We start from the raw sequence: 17,527 nt of genomic DNA, 5'->3' as shown, positions 1-17,527 counted from the left end.
GCCCCCCTGAACGCGAAGATGCCGTCTGCGCAACGACCACGTTGCGCAGACGGCACGCGTCCGGCGGCGGGAAGCCGTCCGCTACGACGTCAGCTTCGCCAGCGCAGCGTCCACGCGCTGGAGGGTGCGGTCGCGGCCGAGGACTTCGAGGGATTCGAAGAGCGGCAGGCCGACGGTGCGGCCGGTGACGGCCACGCGGAGGGGGGCCTGGGCCTTGCCGAGCTTGAGGCCGTGTTCCTCACCGGCGGCGAGGACGGCGGCCTTGAGGGATTCGGCGTTCCAGTCGGCGTCGGCGAGGTTGGCGCGTACCGAGCGGAGCAGGGCGTCCGAGCCCTCCTTCATCGCCTTCTGCCACGACGCCTCGTCCTCGACGGGCTGGTCGAGGAAGAGGAAGTCGACGTTGGCGGTGATGTCGGAGAGGACGGTGAGCCGGGTCTGCGCGTGCGGGGCGATCGCGTCGAAGGCGGCGCGGTCGAACGCCTCGGGGGCCCACGGGGCGAACGGCGCGGTCAGCCACGGCTCGCAGGCGGCGATGAACGCGGGCAGGTCGAGCCGGCGAATGTGGTCGGCGTTGACCGCCTCGGCCTTCTTCAGGTCGAAGCGGGCCGGGTTGGCGTTGACCGCCGTGATGTCGAAGGCGGCGACCATCTCGTCCAGGGTGAAGATGTCGCGGTCGGCGGCGAGCGACCAGCCCAGCAGCGCCAGGTAGTTGAGGAGGCCCTCGGGGAGGAAGCCGCGCTCGCGGTAGAGGTTGAGCGAGGACTGCGGGTCGCGCTTGGAGAGCTTCTTGTTGCCCTCGCCCATCACGTACGGCAGGTGGCCGAAGTGCGGGATCGTGCCGTTGCCGACGCCGATCTGGGCGAGCGCCCGGTACAGGGCGATCTGCCGCGGGGTGGAGGAGAGCAGGTCCTCGCCGCGCAGTACGTGGGTGATCTCCATCAGCGCGTCGTCCACCGGGTTGACCAGGGTGTACAGCGGCGCGCCGTTGGCCCGCACGATGCCGTAGTCCGGCACGTTCTCCGGGGTGAAGGTCAGCTCGCCGCGCACCAGGTCGGTGAAGGTGATCGGCTCGTCCGGCATCCGGAAGCGGACGATGGGCTCGCGGCCCTCGCGGCGGTAGGCGTCGATCTGCTCGGCGCTCAGGTCGCGGCAGTGGCCGTCGTAGCCGGAGGGGCGGCCGGCGGCGCGGGCGGCCTCGCGGCGCTCGTCGAGTTCGCCGGTGGTGCAGAAGCACTCGTAGGCGTGGCCGGCCTCGCGCAGCCTGCGGGCGACGTCGGCGTAGACGTCCATCCGCTGCGACTGCCGGTAGGGCGCGTGCGGCCCCCCGGTCTCGGGGCCCTCGTCCCAGTCGAGGCCGAGCCAGCGCAGCGAGTCCAGCAGCTGGAGGTAGGACTCCTCGGAGTCGCGGGCCGCGTCGGTGTCCTCGATGCGGAAGACCAGGGTGCCCTTGTGGTGGCGGGCGAAGGCCCAGTTGAACAGGGCGGTGCGGACCAGGCCCACGTGCGGGTTGCCGGTCGGCGAGGGACAGAACCGGACGCGTACGGGGGCGTCGGGGGAAACGGTTGATGCGCTAGCCACGCTTGATCACCTTGTTGGCGAGAGTGCCGATGCCTTCGATGGTGACGGCGACCTCGTCGCCGACGTTGAGGGGGCCGACCCCGGCCGGGGTGCCGGTGAGGACGACGTCGCCGGGCAGGAGCGTCATGGCCTCGGTGAGGTTGACGATCAGCTCGGCGATGCCGTGGATCATCTGGCTGGTGCGGCCGGCCTGCCGCAGTTCGCCGTTGACCGTGCACGTGATGGCGAGGTCGGCGGCGGTCTTCGGGTCGATGCCGGTCTCCACCCAGGGGCCCAGCGGGCAGGCGGCGTCGAACCCCTTGGCCCGGGCCCACTGCTTCTCGGTGCGCTGGACGTCCCGTGCGGTGAGGTCGTTGGCGCAGGTGTAGCCGAGGATCACCTCGTGGGCGCGGTCCAGCGGCACCTCGCGGCACATCCGTCCGATCACCACGGCCAGTTCGGCCTCGTGGTGGAGCTCCCGCGAGAACGTGGGGTACGGCACCGGGTCGCCGGGGCCGACCACGGAGGTGGAGGGCTTGAAGAAGGCGAACGGCGCCGGGGGGACCTCGTTGCCGAGTTCGGCGGCGTGCTCGGCGTAGTTGCGGCCGATCGCGACGACCTTGCTGGGCAGGACGGGCGGCAGCAGCCGGACCTTGTCCAGCGGGACCTTGGTGCCGCTGCGTTCGAACTCGGCGAAGGGGATGCCCTTGATGATGTCGATGACGAGCGATTCCGGCTGCGCCGGGTCGCCCTCGACCACGCCGAAGGCCACGTTGCCGTCGATGGAGAATCTCGCGATGCGCACGGGAAGCGCTGCCCCTCACTGGCGATGGCTGGAGACTGACGCTCCAGGTTATCGCCCTGTTTGCACCGGGACGCGCACGCGCAGCGCGCAGCGCGGGCCGCCCGTGGCGGGCGGCCCGGCGGGCGGGCGGCGGGTCAGTCGCGCGGCTGCGCCTGGCGGGGCAGCTCGTTGAGGACGGTGCGCCGGGGGTTGGCGGTGCGGGCCGGCAGCGGTTCGGTGCTCGCCTCGGGGAGGGCCGGCGGCTGCGGCGCCTGCTCGTCGGCGTCCTTCAGGTGCGCCAGGGTGGTGCGGCGCGGGTTGGCTATCGGACGCATGAGCATGGTCGTCTTCACGGTGCGGTCCAGACCTCTGGAGTCGGGCGCCGGCGTACGGCGCGGGTTGGCAGTCTTCGGCCTCGGGTAAAACGCCAGGCTATGCGTGTGGATTCCGCCGTTTCCGTGACACTGGCAACGAATTGCCTGTGATTTTGCTCACGAAGGACCCGGCAAACCCGGCAAATCACTCGGGCTATTCCGGTCAACGAAAGCGACATCCGGGACTTCCCGCACAGAATCTCCGCCGATCGGTGTTACCGGGACGGCCCGGCCGTGGAGTGGGCTCGCGGTAAAAGTCCGTTATCGCCGACATGATCGTCACCGCTGGTCCACACCACATGTGCGTACGGTAACCGTGGTCACAGGGTGGTCTACGGCCCTTGTTGGAGTTCCCGGCCTGTGCTGGAATTCCACGGACCGCCGCGACCATTCGACCGGCAGCAGGGGGGCGCAAGGACGCGTCGAGCGGCGGTGGCCTAAGGGCATCCGCGGGTCGGCCGGTTACGGCAGACCGCGGGACCCAAGACTCACACCGTCCCGCCGCCCGCGCGGGGGACGCCTGGTCCAGAGGTTGCGACGCTAGTGCAGGGACGTTTCAAGAAGGATGGCGGCACTGCGGGTGACCCGGAGCCGCGCGGCGGAGCCGGCCGCGGCACCGAACCGCGGCATCCGGAGGGCGCGATCACCGTGGCGGGAGGGCAGCCGGGCCCCCAGGCCGGCCCGCTGTCCGCCGGTGCGGCGACGCCCGCCGCGGGCTCCGACGTGGAGCCGCCCGCCACCGGTGCCCCCCAGGGCAAGCACGCCTCAAAACTGGCGATGCGCAACTGGTCGATCCGCACCCGGCTGGTCTCCCTGGTGACCCTCCCGGTCGTCGCCGCCACCGCCCTCGGTGGCCTGCGCATCCAGGAGACGCTGAATTCCGTCACGCAGCTGGACCACATGAAGCTGCTGACCGAGATGACCGGTCACGCCACCAAGCTGGCCGACGCCCTCCAGGACGAACGGGACAGCTCCGCCGGTCCGCTGACCGCCCGTAACCCGCGCGACGACCGCGTCGTCGCCTCCCGGCAGGCCACCGACCGCGAGATCCAGGGCTTCCGCAACGCCACCGACGACATCGACACCAGCGACAGCGCGCTGGTGGGCGTGCGCAGCACCATCCTGGACATCACCCGCCAGCTGCAGAGCCTCAAGCAGATCCGCAGCAGCGCGTACTCCAACGACCAGTACATCTCGCAGACGGTCAGCGGCTACAACCAGCTGATCGACTCGCTGCTGTCGCTCTCCCAGGACATGGCGCAGGCGACCAGCAACAGCGACATGATCCGCAGCACCCGGGCCCTGGCGGCGTTTACATCCGCCAAGGAGTACGAGTCGATGCAGCGCGCGGTCATCTCCGCCGCGCTGGCCAACCCGGCCGGACCCCAACTGTCCAACAGTGACCGGCTCTTCGCCCAGACCGCCTCGGACAGCGAGAACTCCGAGATCAAGCGGTTCTCCGAGATCTACGGCACCGGCTCCGCCGAACTGCTCAAGGCGCTCGACGGCGGCAACGTGGTGATCACCCAGGCCGACCAGTTCCGCGACCGGGTGCTGAAGTCGCAGAACGGGATCACGCAGGAGAAGAAGTCGTACCTCGACTGGTACGACCAGGCCGACACCAAGATGCAGGAGATGTCCCGCATCGAGGCCGAGCTGCTGGACCAGATGCAGCAGCGCGCGCTCGCCCTGCGGGCCGGGGCGCAGCAGGACGCGCTGATCAACGGTGCGCTGATCCTGCTCGTCCTGGGCATCTCGCTGGTCGGCGCGTTCGTGGTGGCCCGCTCCATGATCCGTTCGCTGCGGCGCCTCCAGGACACCGCGAAGGACGTCGCCAACAAGCGCCTGCCCGACCTGGTCCGGCAGCTGTCGGAGACCGACCCGCAGGACGTGGACACCTCCGTGGAGTCCATCGGCATCAACACCGGCGACGAGATCGGCCAGGTGGCGCGGGCCTTCGACGACGTGCACCGGGAGGCCGTGCGACTCGCGGCCGAACAGGCGCTGCTGCGGGGCAACGTCAACGCGATGTTCACCAACCTCTCGCGCCGCAGCCAGGGTCTGATCCAGCGTCAGCTCTCGCTCATCTCCGAACTGGAGTCCCGCGAGGCCGACCCGGACCAGCTCTCCAACCTCTTCAAGCTCGACCACCTCGCCACCCGTATGCGCCGCAACGGTGAAAACCTCCTGGTGCTCGCGGGTGAGGAGCCGGGCCGCCGGTGGACCCGGCCGGTCCCGCTGGTCGACGTGCTCCGCGCCGCCGCCTCCGAGGTGGAGCAGTACGAACGCATCGAGCTGACCACCGTGCCGCCCACCGAGGTGGCCGGCCGGGTCGTCAACGACCTCGTCCACCTCCTCGCCGAGCTGCTGGAGAACGCCACCTCGTTCTCCTCGCCGCAGACCAAGGTGCGGGTCACCGGTCACGCGCTGCCGGACGGCCGGGTGCTGGTGGAGATCCACGACACCGGTATCGGTCTGTCCCCGGAGGACCTGGCCGACATCAACGAGCGGCTGGCCAACCCGCCCACGGTGGACGTCTCGGTCTCCCGCCGGATGGGTCTGTTCGTGGTCGGCCGCCTCTCGCTGCGCCACGGCATCCGCATCCAGCTGCGCCCGTCGGACTCCGGCGGTACCACCGCGCTGGTCATGCTGCCGGTGGAACTGACCCAGGGCGCCGGCAAGCCGGCCGCCGGGCAGGGCGGGCGCGGCCCGGGGATGCCGCCGGCCGGTCCGGGCGGCGCCCCGCAGGGCGGCCAGGGCCGCCCCGGCGCCGGTGCGCGGGCCGCCCGTGGCGCGCAGCTCGGCGCGGCGATGTCGCAGGCCCGCGGCCAGGTGCCCGGTGGCGGACAGCGTCCGGCGCTCGGCACCGACGGCGGTCCGCAGCAGCCGCCGCGCGGCCGTACCGGCTCCGGGCTGCCCACCCGCGGCGGCGGCACCGTGCCGCCGGCCGCCCCCGGGCAGGACCCGGCCGACCGTCCCGCGCCCAGCTGGGCCCAGCGCGACCAGGGCCCGGACGGACCGCGCGGCCACGACGACGTGGAGTCCACCGCCCAGTTCGAGCGCCCCGACTTCTCCGGCCCCGCCCCCCGGGACCGCGAGGGGCGGGCGCGGGAGAACGCGCGGCGCACCGGCGAGTTCCCGGCCGTCCCCGATCCGCAGGCCACCGGCGAGTTCCGGGCGATGCCCGACCCGCAGGCCACCGGCGAGTTCACGATGCCGCACGCCACCGGGGAGTTCCGGGCGGCGCCGGATCCGCAGAGCACCGGTGAGTTCGCGGCGCCGCACGCCACCGGCGAGTACCGGGCGATGCCCGACCCGCACGCCACCGGCGAGTTCGCCGCGCCGCAGCAGCAGGCCCCGGTGGCCCCGGCCGGTTCGGGGTCGGACGTCTTCGGCGCGCCGCGCGGCGGGATCGACTTCTTCGCGGCCGGTGCCGACGGTGCCCCGCGGGGTACGCGGCCGGTGCCGCCGGAGTCGTTCGGTCCGCCCCGCACCCCCGCGGCGCCGGACTCGGGCGCGCCGCGGCGCCGGGAGGCCCAGTTGCCGCCGGCCGCCGAGCCGATGGCGCTGCCCCCGGCCGGCGTCCCCTCCGACGCCCGGTCCCCGATCTTCGAGTCGCTGGAGTCGGACTGGCGCGGACGGCACACCCAGGCCGGTCCCGCGGCGGGCTCCACCCCGTCCCCGTCCGCCGCGCCGGAACAGCCGGCCGGTGGCGCGGAGGACACCGGGCAGTGGCGCAGCACCCCCAACGACGAGGGGTGGCGCCGCGCCGAGCAGGTACGCGAGCCCGCGGCGGGCGGGATCACCTCCTCCGGCCTGCCGCGCCGGGTGCCCCGGGCCAACCTGGTGCCCGGCACCGCGCAGCAGACCCCGGGCGAGACGACGGCCCCGCAGGTGTCGCGCGCCCCCGACGACGTACGCGGCCGGCTGACCAATCTGCGCCGCGGCATCCAGCAGGGCCGCAGCGCCGGCACCGGCCGGATGGACGGACGTGCCCCCGGCGGTGCATTCCACGGCGGCACCAATCACCAGCAGGAGCGTTAGTTGAGTCCGATGAGCCAGGCGGCACAGAATCTGAACTGGTTGATCACCAACTTCGTGGAGAACACCCCGGGGGTCTCCCACACGGTCGTCGTGTCCGCCGACGGCCTGCTGCTGGCCATGTCCGAGGGGTTCCCCCGCGACCGCGCCGACCAACTCGCCGCCGTCGCCTCGGGGTTGACCTCGCTGACGGCCGGCGCCTCGCGCATCTTCGAGGGCGGCTCCGTCAACCAGACGGTCGTCGAGATGGAACGCGGCTTCATGTTCATCATGTCCATCTCCGACGGTTCCTCGCTGGCCGTACTCGCCCACCCGGAGTGCGACATCGGCCTCGTCGGCTACGAAATGGCGCTCCTCGTCGACCGGGCGGGCAGCGTCCTCACCCCCGACCTGCGCGCCGAGCTCCAGGGCAGCCTGCTCGGGTGAGCTTGAGACCCTCTCCAACTCCCCCCACGCACACGTGCCACTGAAGCTTCCGCCCGGAGGACAACCAGATGACCCCGCCACCCGCCTCGCCCGGCCCGTACGGCTACGCTCACGACGAGCCGTACGGCGGTGACGGCGACCAGCCGCTGGTCAGGCCGTACGCCATGACCGGCGGCCGGACCAGACCCAGATATCAGCTCGCCATCGAGGCGTTGGTGAGTACCACCGCCGACCCGATGCACTACCAGACGATGCTCCCGGAGCACCAGCGGATCTGCCATCTGTGCATGGAGATCAAGTCGGTCGCGGAGATCTCCGCGCTGCTGGCCATCCCGCTGGGTGTGGCCCGCATCCTGGTGGCGGACCTGGCGGAGGCCGGCATGGTGGCGATCCACCAGCCGGGCGGTGGCGAGGCCGGCGGGCAGCCGGACGTGACGTTGCTGGAGAGGGTGCTCAGTGGACTTCGGAAGCTCTAGCGGCGTGGCCCGCTCCACCACCTCCGCGAAGATCGTGGTGGCGGGCGGCTTCGGCGTGGGCAAGACCACGTTCGTCGGCGCCGTCTCCGAGATCAACCCGCTGCGCACCGAGGCGGTGATGACGGCCGCGTCCGCCGGGATCGACGACCTGAGCAAGGTCACCGACAAGACCACGACCACCGTGGCGATGGACTTCGGCCGCATCACCCTCGACGACGACCTGATCCTGTACCTGTTCGGCACCCCCGGGCAGGACCGCTTCTGGTTCATGTGGGACGACCTGGTGCGCGGCGCCATCGGCGCGGTGGTGCTGGTGGACACCCGGCGGCTGGCGGACTGCTTCCCGGCGGTGGACTACTTCGAGAACTCCGGGCTGCCGTTCGTCATCGCCCTCAACGGCTTCGACGGGTACCAGCCGTACACCCCGGACGAGGTCCGCGAGGCGCTCCAGATCGGGCCGGAGACCCCGATCATCACCACCGACGCCCGCCATCGCGGCGAGGCCAAGAGCGCGCTGATCACCTTGGTGGAACACGCGCTGCTGGCCCGGCTGAAGTAGCTCAAGTGGCCCTTTTCCCGGCCGAGTTGTGACCGGGCGGGCCGGGTGTGTCGTCGGACACGGCCGGTCCGCCCGTTCATAACGTTTCGACAGACAATCCCCACCGCGCGACCACCGCGCGCACACGAATCACTCCACACTGCTCACTCAAGCCAGGAGTTTTGCCGTCGAATTGAGCTTATGCCCCTTTTAGGCGCCCGCCGTCGAGGCCACGGGATGCGTTTCCAGACGTTTGGAAAGCACCCGCGTGACGTGCTGGAATTCGTTCGAACCAGCGAGTAGATACGGCGGCACGTCGGTGTGTCGGCGCCGAGAGGTTGTTGGTCGAGTGAGGAACAAGCGGAAGCGGCCGGAGCAGGCGGAGCCGGCCCGGGGCAACTTCACCCCGCCGCCGGGCACCGGCGGTGGGGCGCAGCCGTCCCCGGGCGAGACGGGGGCACCCGCACGGCCGTCCGGCGGGCGGTTCTCCCCGGGCAACTGGCGGGTGCGCACCCGGCTCAACGCCATCCTGCTGATCCCCGTCCTCGTGGCGCTGGTGGTCGGCGGCTTCAACGTCAACAGCGCGGTGGACCGCTGGAGCCAGGCTGACGACGCCTACCGGACGGCGATGCTCGTCCGGGCCGCGGCGACCTACAGCCACGCATTGATAGACGAACGGGACCGCACGGTGGTTCCCCTGCTCAAGGGGGACGACAAGAACTCCGCGGTGCTCCAGGCCCGGGCCGCCACCGACGACGCCGCCCGGCAGTTCGAGGACACGGTGCGCCAGGCGCCCGGCACCCCCGACCTCCAGCGCCGGCTGGCCGCCTTCCGGCAGGTGCAGGGGAGGCTGCCGACGCTGCGGCAGAACGCCTTCACCGCCAAGCTCCCCGGCGTGCAGACCGAGGAGGGGTACGTCGAGGTCCAGCACCCGCTGATGGAGTTCGCCAACGACCTCGGCTTCGGCACCAGCAACATCACCTCCTACGGCCGCACGCTGTACGCGATCTCGCTGGCCAAGGCCGCCGAGTCGCTGACCCGGGCGATCGGCACCCACATCCTCACCGAGGGCCCGGTGCCGGCGGCGGAGCTGAAGACCCAGCAGACCGCGCTCGCCTCCTACGCGTACCTGGAGAACATCGCGCTGGAGGAGTACAAGGGCGGTGGCACCCCGGAGGACCTGGGGCGCCTCCAGGACGCGGTGGCCGCGGCCGAGGCCAAGGGCAAGCAGCAGCTGGAGCAGGCGCGCGGCGCCCAGGCGGCGCAGGGCGGCACCTTCACCGCGCCGCCGGACCGCGCCACCATGGTCAAGCTGATCGCCTCCGGCGCCTCCCCGGCCGCGCTGCGCGCCAAGGGGGTCACCCCGCAGTCGTGGTGGGCCGCGACCACGCTGGGCTTCGACGCCTACCGGTCGATCGAGTCGCACCTGGCTGACCAGGCCGCCACCGACGCGCAGCAGATCTCCTCGGACGCCAGGACCAACGCCATCGTCAACGCCGCCGCCGTGCTCCTCGGGGTGCTCGCCGCCTTCGTGGTGGCCGGTCTGATGGCCCGCGCGATGTCCAACCGGATGCGCCGGCTGCGCTCGGCCGCCTTCGAGGTCGCCGAGCAGCGGCTGCCCGCGCTGGTGGACCAGTTGTCCCGTACCGATCCGGGCCGGGTGGACACCCGGGTGACCCCGATCCCGATCACCACCGGTGACGAGATCGGCGAGGTGGCCCGCGCCTTCGACCAGGTGCACCGGGAGGCGGTGCGGCTCGCCGCCGAGCAGGCCATGCTCCGCGGCAACGTCAACGCGATCTTCACCAACCTCTCGCTGCGCAACCAGGGCCTGATCCAGCGGCAGTTGGCGCTCATCACCGACCTGGAGAACAACGAGGCCGACCCGGACCAGCTGGAGAACCTCTTCCACCTGGACCACCTGGCCACCCGTATGCGCCGCAACGGCGAGAACCTGCTGGTGCTCGCGGGCGAGGAGCCCGGCCGCCGGTGGAACCAGCCGGTGCCGCTGGTGGACGTGGTGCGCGCCGCCGCCTCCGAGGTGGAGTCCTACGAGCGCATCGAGATATCCGGGGTGCCGGAGACCGACATCCACGGCGCGGCCGTCACCGACCTGGTGCACCTGCTGGCCGAGCTGCTGGAGAACGCCACCTCGTTCTCCTCGCCGCACACCCGGGTCACGGTGACCGCGACCCGGCTGCCGGACGGCCGGGTGATGATCGAGATCCACGACAAGGGCATCGGGCTCACCGCCGAGGACTTCGCCGACATCAACCACAAGCTCGCCGATCCGCCCACGGTGGACGCCGAGGTCTCCAAGCGCATGGGCCTGTTCGTGGTGGGCCGCCTCGCCGACCGCCACGGCATCCGGGTGCAGCTGCGCCCGTCGGGCGAACAGGCGGGCACCACCTCGCTGGTGATGCTGCCGGAGCCGATCACCCACGGTGGCGGCGGCGAGGAGGACGAGCCGGGCGGCGACTTCCAGGTCTCCCGCCGGATGCCGGAGCACAGCGCCTCGGACTTCCACAGCGGGGAGTTCACCGCCGCGGAACTCGGCTTCGACGAGCGCTCCTTCGAGGTGCCGGACGACGCGCGGGCGCTGGACCCGGTGGGCCGTTCGCTGCTGCGCGAGGAGCGCCGGGCCGCGCTGGACCGCCGGCGCGGCGACGAGGACGCCCCCGCGCCGCACGACGAGGCCGCCCCGGCCGATCCGTCCGCCTTCGGCGGCTTCCCCTCCCCCGGGCAGGGCTTCGACCAGCCGCAGGGCTTCGACCAGCGGACCGGCTTCACCCCGCAGCCGGGGTACGACCAGGGCCTGGGGCAGCAGGCCGGGTTCGAGCAGCCGGGGTTCGAGCAGGCCGGCTTCGGCCAGGGCTTCGAGCAGCGGCCCGAGTACCCGCAGCAGGGCTGGCAAGGCGCCGAAGCGGAATACCAGCAGACCTCGTGGGACCCGGGATACTCGCAGGGCACCTGGGCCAACCGAGTTGAACCGGAATCCCCCACGGGTGCTCCGGAGGGCGTAGGCTACGACACGCCGCGCAACGGGTCCTCCGCCGACAGCCCCGACTCCGCGACCCCGGGCCCCGACGGGCCTGGGGAGACCACCGCGGCGGGGCTGCCCCGGCGGGACCGGCAGCGGCCGTGGCCGCCGTCGGCCTCCGGCGCCGGCGAGACGTCCTCCCTCTTCGACGGAGCGCCCCGGTCCGACCGGACGGACGACGACGAGTGGCGGTCGGCCAACGACGAGAACTGGCAGCGGGCCGAACAGGTCAAGCTGCCCAAGGCGGGCGGAGTGACCTCCTCCGGTCTCCCCCGCCGGGTACCGCGGGCGAACCTCGTCCCCGGTGCCGCACAGCAGACCCCGCAGGGCGGCCCACAGGTCTCCCGCGCCCCGGAGGACGTCCGCGGCCGGCTGAGCAATCTGCGCCGGGGCGTCCAGCAGGGCCGCACCGCGGGGTCCGACACACCGTCCACCCCAACTGACAGCCAGGGCCTCGGCCCCAACCACCAGGAGCGTTAGTTGAGTCCGATGAGCCAGGCGGCACAGAACCTGAACTGGTTGATCACCAACTTCGTGGAGAACACCCCGGGGGTCTCCCATACCGTGGTGGTTTCCGCCGACGGCCTGCTGCTCGCCATGTCCGAGGGCTTCCCCCGCGACCGCGCCGACCAACTCGCCGCCGTCGCCTCGGGGTTGACCTCGCTGACGGCCGGCGCCTCGCGCATCTTCGAGGGCGGCTCCGTCAACCAGACGGTCGTCGAGATGGAACGCGGCTTCATGTTCATCATGTCGGTCTCGGACGGCTCCTCGCTGGCCGTGCTCGCCCACCCGGAGTGCGACATCGGCCTCGTGGGCTACGAGATGGCGCTGCTCGTCGACCGGGCGGGCAGCGTCCTCACCCCTGATCTCCGTGCTGAGCTGCAAGGAAGCCTGCTCGGCTGATTCAACTGCCGGACATGTGTGCGCTGATGCGCCGACGTTCCGTAAGGTTCCTCAGGCGCATCAACAGCCGGACAGGTCCGACGGTCCCGAGGCGGGACGGTGATCGGCACCCGCCAAGGAGGAGGAGGAATCGTGGCAACGCCCCCAGGCGGACACCCGTACGGCGGTCAGCACCAGCCACCGAACCGCTACAACTTCCCTTCCGCGCCCAGCCCGCAGGCCGACCCCGCCTCGCCGTACGGCACGGCCGGGCCGTACGGCGGGCCCGGGTGGCAGCAGGAGCCGCCCGCCCCCGGCCCGGTGCCGCCTCGGCACGGCCGCCGGGCGCGGCCCACCCCGGTCGGCTCCGACCAGCAGCCGCTGGTGCGCCCGTACGCCATGACCGGCGGCCGGACCAGGCCGCGCTACCAGCTGGCCATCGAGGCGCTGGTGTCCACGACGGCCGACGACAGCCGGCTGCGCGGGCAGTTGCCGGAGCACCAGCGCATCTGCCAGCTGTGCCGGGAGGTCAAGTCGGTCGCGGAGGTCTCGGCTCTTCTCTCCATACCCCTCGGCGTCGCCCGAATCCTCGTCGCCGACCTGGCGGAGGCCGGACTCGTCGCCATCCACCAGCCCGGTGGCGACGAAGCCGCCGGCGGACAGCCAGATGTGACACTGCTCGAAAGGGTGCTCAGTGGACTTCGCAAGCTCTAGCGGTGCAGCCCGCTCCACCACCTCCGCGAAGATCGTGGTGGCGGGCGGCTTCGGCGTGGGCAAGACCACGTTCGTCGGTGCCGTATCGGAGATCAACCCGCTGCGTACCGAAGCCGTGATGACGTCCGCCTCCGCGGGCATCGACGACCTGACGCACGCGCCGGACAAGACCACGACGACCGTGGCGATGGACTTCGGCCGCATCACGCTGGACGAGGACCTGATCCTGTACCTGTTCGGCACCCCGGGGCAGGATCGTTTCTGGTTCATGTGGGACGACCTGGTGCGCGGCGCCATCGGCGCGATCGTGCTGGTCGACACCCGGCGGCTGGCGGACTGCTTCCCGGCGGTGGACTACTTCGAGAACTCCGGGCTGCCGTTCGTCATCGCCCTCAACGGCTTCGACGGCAACCAGCCGTACGCCCCGGAAGAGGTGCGCGAGGCGCTCCAGATCGGGCCGGAGACCCCGATCATCACCACCGACGCCCGCCACCGCGGCGAGGCCAAGAGCGCGCTGATCACCCTGGTCGAGCACGCGCTGATGGCCCGGCTGCGCTGAGCGCCGGAACGACGAAGAGGTCCCCGCGGACGACTTCGGTCCGCGGGGACCTGCTGCGTTTCGGGCGGGCGCCGCGTCAGGCGACGGCCTGCCAGGAGTGGGCCGACTGGAAGCCGGGGCTGCGCTCCAGGCGCCGCCAGTGGGCCACGGCCCGTACCGGCTCGGGGCGGGCCGGGCGGGCGGCGCAGGCGCGGGCGAGCAGCACGGCGGTGATGGCGGCCAGTTCCTCGGGCTCGGCGTGGCCGCGTTCGACGCGCACGAGCGGCTCGGCGGGGGTGCTCACAGGATGCTCTCCTCCAGGAATCTTCCGGTACCCGGAACTACTGCGGGGGGTTGCCGTGCTTGCGGGACGGCAGGTCGGCGTGCTTGGTGCGGAGCATGGCGAGCGAGCCGATGAGCACCGAGCGGGTCTCGGCGGGGTCGATGACGTCGTCGACCAGTCCGCGTTCGGCCGCGTAGTACGGGTGCATCAGCTCGGACTTGTACTCCTTGACCATGGCGGCGCGCATGGCGTCGGGGTCGTCGGCCTCGGCGATCTTCTTGCGGAAGATGACGTTGGCGGCGCCCTCGGCGCCCATCACCGCGATCTCGTTGGTGGGCCAGGCGTAGGTCAGGTCGGCGCCGATGGACTGCGAGTCCATCACGATGTAGGCGCCGCCGTAGGCCTTGCGCAGGATCACCGAGATCCGCGGCACGGTGGCGTTGCAGTAGGCGTACAGCAGCTTGGCGCCGTGCCGGATGATGCCGCCGTGCTCCTGGTCGACGCCGGGCAGGAAGCCGGGCACGTCGAGCAGGGTCACCAGCGGGATGTTGAAGGCATCGCACATCTGCACGAAGCGGGCGGCCTTCTCGGACGCCTCGATGTCCAGCACGCCGGCGAGCGCCTGCGGCTGGTTGGCGACGATGCCGACCACGTTGCCGTCGAGGCGGGCCAGCGCCACGATGATGTTGGTCGCCCAGCGCTCGTGGATCTCCAGGAACTCGCCGTCGTCGACGATCTCCTCGATCACCTTGCGCATGTCGTAGGCGCGGTTGCCGTCGGCGGGCACCAGGTCGAGCAGGGCCTCGGAGCGCCGGTCGGCGGGGTCGGCGGGCTCGACGGCCGGCGGGTTCTCCCGGTTGTTGCGCGGCAGCAGCGACAGCAGGTAGCGGACCTCTTCCAGGCAGCTCGCCTCGTCGTCGTAGGCGAAGTGGCACACCCCGGAGGTCTCGGCGTGCACGTCGGCGCCGCCGAGCCCGTTCTGGGTGACCTTCTCGCCGGTCACCGCCTGGACCACGTCCGGGCCGGTGATGAACATCTGGGAGGTCTCGCGGACCATGAACACGAAGTCGGTGAGCGCCGGCGAGTAGGCCGCGCCGCCCGCGCACGGGCCGAGCATCACCGAGATCTGCGGGATCACCCCGGAGGCCCGGGTGTTGCGCTGGAAGATGCCGCCGTAGCCAGCGAGCGCCGAGACACCCTCCTGAATCCGGGCGCCGGCGCCGTCGTTGAGGGAGATCAACGGCGCGCCCGCCGAGATCGCCATGTCCATGATCTTGTGGATCTTGGTGGCGTGGGCCTCGCCCAGCGCGCCGCCGAAGATCCGGAAGTCGTGCGCGTACACGAAGACGGTACGGCCGTGGACCGTCCCCCAGCCGGTGATCACGCCGTCGGTGTAGGGGCGCTTGGCCTCCAGGCCGAAACCGGTCGCCCGGTGCCGGCGCAGCGGCTCCACCTCGTGGAACGACCCCTCGTCCAGCAGCAGCCCGATGCGTTCCCGCGCGGTCAGCTTCCCCTTGGCGTGCTGCGCCTCGGTGGCCCGGTCACTCGGGCCCCGCTGCACCTGCTCGCGGATGGCGTGCAGTTCCGCCACCCGCCCACGCGCGTCACTCGCTTCGGCCGGCACCTCGTCCACAACGGTCATGTACCGACCTTACGAGCGCCCCGGCACGGGAATCGGCGTTGAATCCTCACACTGTCCGAGGCGACTTCATGGAGGGTCTCCACAGTCGGCCCACGGCACATGGCCTCACGTGCTGCGCCGAACGCGGTGATGTTTGTACCATCCGCACCACCGTGCGGCGGACTCGACCGGTGCCCGGACGGCGCGGCGGCGTGCCGCCGTCCGGGCGGCCGGTCTCCTCCACGGCCCGGCCGCGCGTGTCAGCGCCCGCCGGTGGCGCGGTGCAGCGCGAGTACCCGGCGGGCCTCGTCGACGTGCAGGTTCTCGATCATCCGGCCGTCCACGGTGACCACGCCACGGCCGGCCCGGGTGGCCTCCTCGAAGGCGTCGATGATCCGCCGGGCCCGGTCGACCTGGTCGGCGGAGGGGGCGAAGAGCCGGTTGCACGGCTCGACCTGGGCCGGGTGGATCAGCGTCTTGCCGTCGAAGCCGAGCTGGCGGCCCTGGACGCACTCGGCCTCGAACCCGGCGGCGTCCTTCACGTCGTTGTAGACCCCGTCCAGGATGACCTTGCCGTGCTCGCGGGCGGCGAGCAGCGCCAGCGACAGCCCGGTCAGCAGCGGGGCGCGGCCGGGGACGTGCTCGGCGTGCAACTCCTTGGCGAGGTCGTTGGTGCCCATCACCAGGACGGTCAGCCGCTGGGAGGCGGCGGCCACGGCGCGGGCGTCGAGCATCGCGCGCGGGGTCTCCACCATCGCCCAGATCGCGGTGCGGTCCGGGGCGCCGGCCGCCTCCAGGGCGCGTTCGACGGCGTGCACGGTGGCCGCCGACTCGACCTTGGGCACCACCACGGCGTCCGGCCCGGCCTCGGCGACGGCCCGCAGGTCGTCCTCGTGCCAGGCGGTGCCGGGGGCGTTGACCCGGATGGTGACCTCGCGGTGGCCGTACTCGCCCAAGGCCGCGGCGGCGGCGACCCGCTTGCGGGCCTTGGGCTTGGCGTCCGGGGCGACGGCGTCCTCCAGGTCGAGGATGAGGGCGTCGGCCGGGATGGACTTCGCCTTCTCCAGGGCCCGTTCGTTGGCCCCGGGCATGTAGAGCACGCTGCGGCGCGGACGCGGGTCGGGCTCGGTCATGGCGTGGTTCACTCCTCGTCCTGCGCGGCGGCGTAGGCGGCGGCGAGTTCCGGGTCGCGGGCGGCGAGTTCGTCCGCGAGCGAGACCACCACCCGGCACTGCTTGTACGTGGCGTCGTCCTGCATCTTGCCGTCGATCATCACCGCGCCGGTGCCGTCGCCCATGGCGGCGATCACCTTGCGGGCCCAGGCGACGTCGGCGGGGGCGGGCGAGAAGACCTTCTTGGCGATGGCGATCTGCACCGGGTGCAGCGACCAGGCGCCCACGCAGCCCAGCAGGAAGGCGTTGCGGAACTGGTCCTCGCAGGCGGTGGTGTCCTTGATGTCACCGAACGGGCCGTAGTACGGCAGGATCCCGTGCGCGGCGCAGGCGTCGACCATGCGGGCGATGGTGTAGTGCCACAGGTCCTGCTGGAAGGTGGCGCGCGGGGTGTCCTGGTCGCCGTGCGGGTCCTCGCGCACCAGGTAGCCGGGGTGGCCGCCGCCGACCCGGGTGGTCTTCATCCGGCGGCTGGCGGCGAGGTCGGCCGGGCCCAGCGAGATGCCCTGCATCCGCGGGCTCGCCCCGGCGATCTCCTCGACGTTGGCCACGCCGGTGGCGGTCTCCAGGATGGCGTGCACCAGGATCGGCCGGGTGATCCCCGCCTTCGCCTCCAGCTGGGCCAGGAGGCGGTCGACGTAGTGGATGTCCTCGGCGCCCTCCACCTTGGGCACCATGATCACGTCGAGCTTGTCGCCGACCTCGGTGACCAGGGTGACCAGGTCGTCCAGGACCCACGGCGAGTCCAGGCTGTTGATCCGGGTCCACAACTGGGTGGCGCCGAAGTCGACGGCCTTGGCGATCTCGACCAGTCCGGCCCGCGCGGCCTCCTTGCGGTCGGCGGCGACGGCGTCCTCCAGGTTGCCCAGCAGGACGTCGACCTGGGGGGCGATGTCGGGGACCTTGGCCGCCATCTTCGCGTTGCCCGGGTCGAAGAAGTGGATCATCCGTGACGGCCGGAAGGGCACCTCGCGCAGCGGGGCCGGCGCACCGACGGCCAGCGGGCGGAAGAAGTCCTTCGGAGAGCGCATGCAGTCTCCCTGGTCGGATCGAGGGGTGCGGTGGCCGCCGGCGTACCGGC

General features: G+C 71.9%; 15 protein-coding genes. 8 read left to right on the top strand and 7 right to left on the bottom strand.

The genetic code is table 11. The features are described 5' to 3' along the window. Window positions 1-81 precede the first annotated feature (81 nt). The 3 genes from gltX to SCATT_RS20670 form a co-directional block, all read right to left on the bottom strand. Window positions 82-1,578, bottom strand: a complete 1,497-nt coding sequence (gene gltX, locus SCATT_RS20680) for a glutamate--tRNA ligase (protein WP_014628426.1) — start codon at window positions 1,576-1,578, stop codon at window positions 82-84. Further along, window positions 1,571-2,362, bottom strand: a complete 792-nt coding sequence (locus tag SCATT_RS20675; protein WP_014145089.1) for a fumarylacetoacetate hydrolase family protein — start codon at window positions 2,360-2,362, stop codon at window positions 1,571-1,573. The genes gltX and SCATT_RS20675 overlap by 8 nt, the downstream gene beginning before the upstream one ends. Window positions 2,363-2,496: 134 nt before the next feature. Further along, the gene (locus tag SCATT_RS20670) at window positions 2,497-2,694 is read right to left on the bottom strand and encodes a hypothetical protein (RefSeq protein ID WP_014628425.1); all 198 of its coding nucleotides are present in this window, start codon (window positions 2,692-2,694) and stop codon (window positions 2,497-2,499) included. A gap of 564 nt (window positions 2,695-3,258) precedes the next feature. On the opposite strand from SCATT_RS20670, the gene SCATT_RS20665 reads away from it, so the two are divergent. The 8 genes from SCATT_RS20665 (at window position 3,259) to SCATT_RS20630 (ending at window position 13,391) form a co-directional block, all read left to right on the top strand. Beyond that, window positions 3,259-6,759, top strand: coding sequence for a sensor histidine kinase (locus tag SCATT_RS20665; RefSeq protein WP_014145087.1), 3,501 nt, complete (start codon window positions 3,259-3,261; stop codon window positions 6,757-6,759). Beyond that, entirely contained in the window at window positions 6,760-7,182 is a 423-nt protein-coding gene (locus SCATT_RS20660) for a roadblock/LC7 domain-containing protein (protein WP_014628424.1), read from the top strand. A 68-nt stretch (window positions 7,183-7,250) separates the two neighbouring features. Then, a complete protein-coding gene (locus SCATT_RS20655; protein WP_014145085.1) occupies window positions 7,251-7,658 on the top strand; it encodes a DUF742 domain-containing protein in 408 nt (135 codons plus the stop codon). Continuing rightward, window positions 7,639-8,217 (top strand): GTP-binding protein, encoded by a 579-nt coding sequence (locus SCATT_RS20650; protein ID WP_014145084.1) that lies wholly within the window; start codon window positions 7,639-7,641, stop codon window positions 8,215-8,217. The genes SCATT_RS20655 and SCATT_RS20650 overlap by 20 nt, the downstream gene beginning before the upstream one ends. A gap of 328 nt (window positions 8,218-8,545) precedes the next feature. After that, a complete protein-coding gene (locus tag SCATT_RS20645) occupies window positions 8,546-11,716 on the top strand; it encodes a sensor histidine kinase (protein WP_014145083.1) in 3,171 nt (1,056 codons plus the stop codon). Then, window positions 11,717-12,139: a roadblock/LC7 domain-containing protein gene (locus SCATT_RS20640; protein ID WP_014628422.1), complete on the top strand. Its 423-nt coding sequence runs from the start codon at window positions 11,717-11,719 to the stop codon at window positions 12,137-12,139. 132 nt (window positions 12,140-12,271) lie between these two features. Next, a complete protein-coding gene (locus SCATT_RS20635) occupies window positions 12,272-12,832 on the top strand; it encodes a DUF742 domain-containing protein (RefSeq protein WP_014145081.1) in 561 nt (186 codons plus the stop codon). Next, a complete protein-coding gene (locus SCATT_RS20630) occupies window positions 12,813-13,391 on the top strand; it encodes a GTP-binding protein (RefSeq protein ID WP_014145080.1) in 579 nt (192 codons plus the stop codon). The genes SCATT_RS20635 and SCATT_RS20630 overlap by 20 nt, the downstream gene beginning before the upstream one ends. A 76-nt stretch (window positions 13,392-13,467) precedes the next feature. Here the strand turns inward: SCATT_RS20630 and SCATT_RS20625 are convergent, their stop codons facing one another. From SCATT_RS20625 to SCATT_RS20610, 4 genes are all read right to left on the bottom strand, one after another. After that, window positions 13,468-13,674 (bottom strand): acyl-CoA carboxylase subunit epsilon, encoded by a 207-nt coding sequence (locus tag SCATT_RS20625; RefSeq protein ID WP_014145079.1) that lies wholly within the window; start codon window positions 13,672-13,674, stop codon window positions 13,468-13,470. A 37-nt stretch (window positions 13,675-13,711) separates the two neighbouring features. Further along, on the bottom strand, window positions 13,712-15,295 hold the full coding sequence (locus SCATT_RS20620; RefSeq protein ID WP_014145078.1) for an acyl-CoA carboxylase subunit beta: 1,584 nt from the start codon (window positions 15,293-15,295) through the stop codon (window positions 13,712-13,714). 239 nt (window positions 15,296-15,534) lie between these two features. Beyond that, window positions 15,535-16,407, bottom strand: coding sequence for an HpcH/HpaI aldolase/citrate lyase family protein (locus tag SCATT_RS20615; RefSeq protein ID WP_014145077.1), 873 nt, complete (start codon window positions 16,405-16,407; stop codon window positions 15,535-15,537). An 8-nt stretch (window positions 16,408-16,415) separates the two neighbouring features. Further along, window positions 16,416-17,477, bottom strand: coding sequence for an HpcH/HpaI aldolase/citrate lyase family protein (locus SCATT_RS20610; protein ID WP_014145076.1), 1,062 nt, complete (start codon window positions 17,475-17,477; stop codon window positions 16,416-16,418). Between the last annotated feature and the right edge of the window lie 50 nt (window positions 17,478-17,527).

Source organism: Streptantibioticus cattleyicolor NRRL 8057 = DSM 46488 (assembly GCF_000240165.1).
Lineage (GTDB): Bacteria > Actinomycetota > Actinomycetes > Streptomycetales > Streptomycetaceae > Streptantibioticus > Streptantibioticus cattleyicolor.
Note: the sequence above shows the minus strand (reverse complement) of the source record. Positions and strands in the feature narration are given on the sequence as shown.

Coding starts and splice junctions, on each gene's coding strand:
- SCATT_RS20610 (WP_014145076.1), bottom strand. CDS start 17,477: ATGCGCTCTCCGAAGGACTTCTTCCGCCCGCTGGCCGTCGGTGCGCCG.
- SCATT_RS20615 (WP_014145077.1), bottom strand. CDS start 16,407: ATGACCGAGCCCGACCCGCGTCCGCGCCGCAGCGTGCTCTACATGCCC.
- SCATT_RS20655 (WP_014145085.1), top strand. CDS start 7,251: ATGACCCCGCCACCCGCCTCGCCCGGCCCGTACGGCTACGCTCACGAC.
- SCATT_RS20620 (WP_014145078.1), bottom strand. CDS start 15,295: ATGACCGTTGTGGACGAGGTGCCGGCCGAAGCGAGTGACGCGCGTGGG.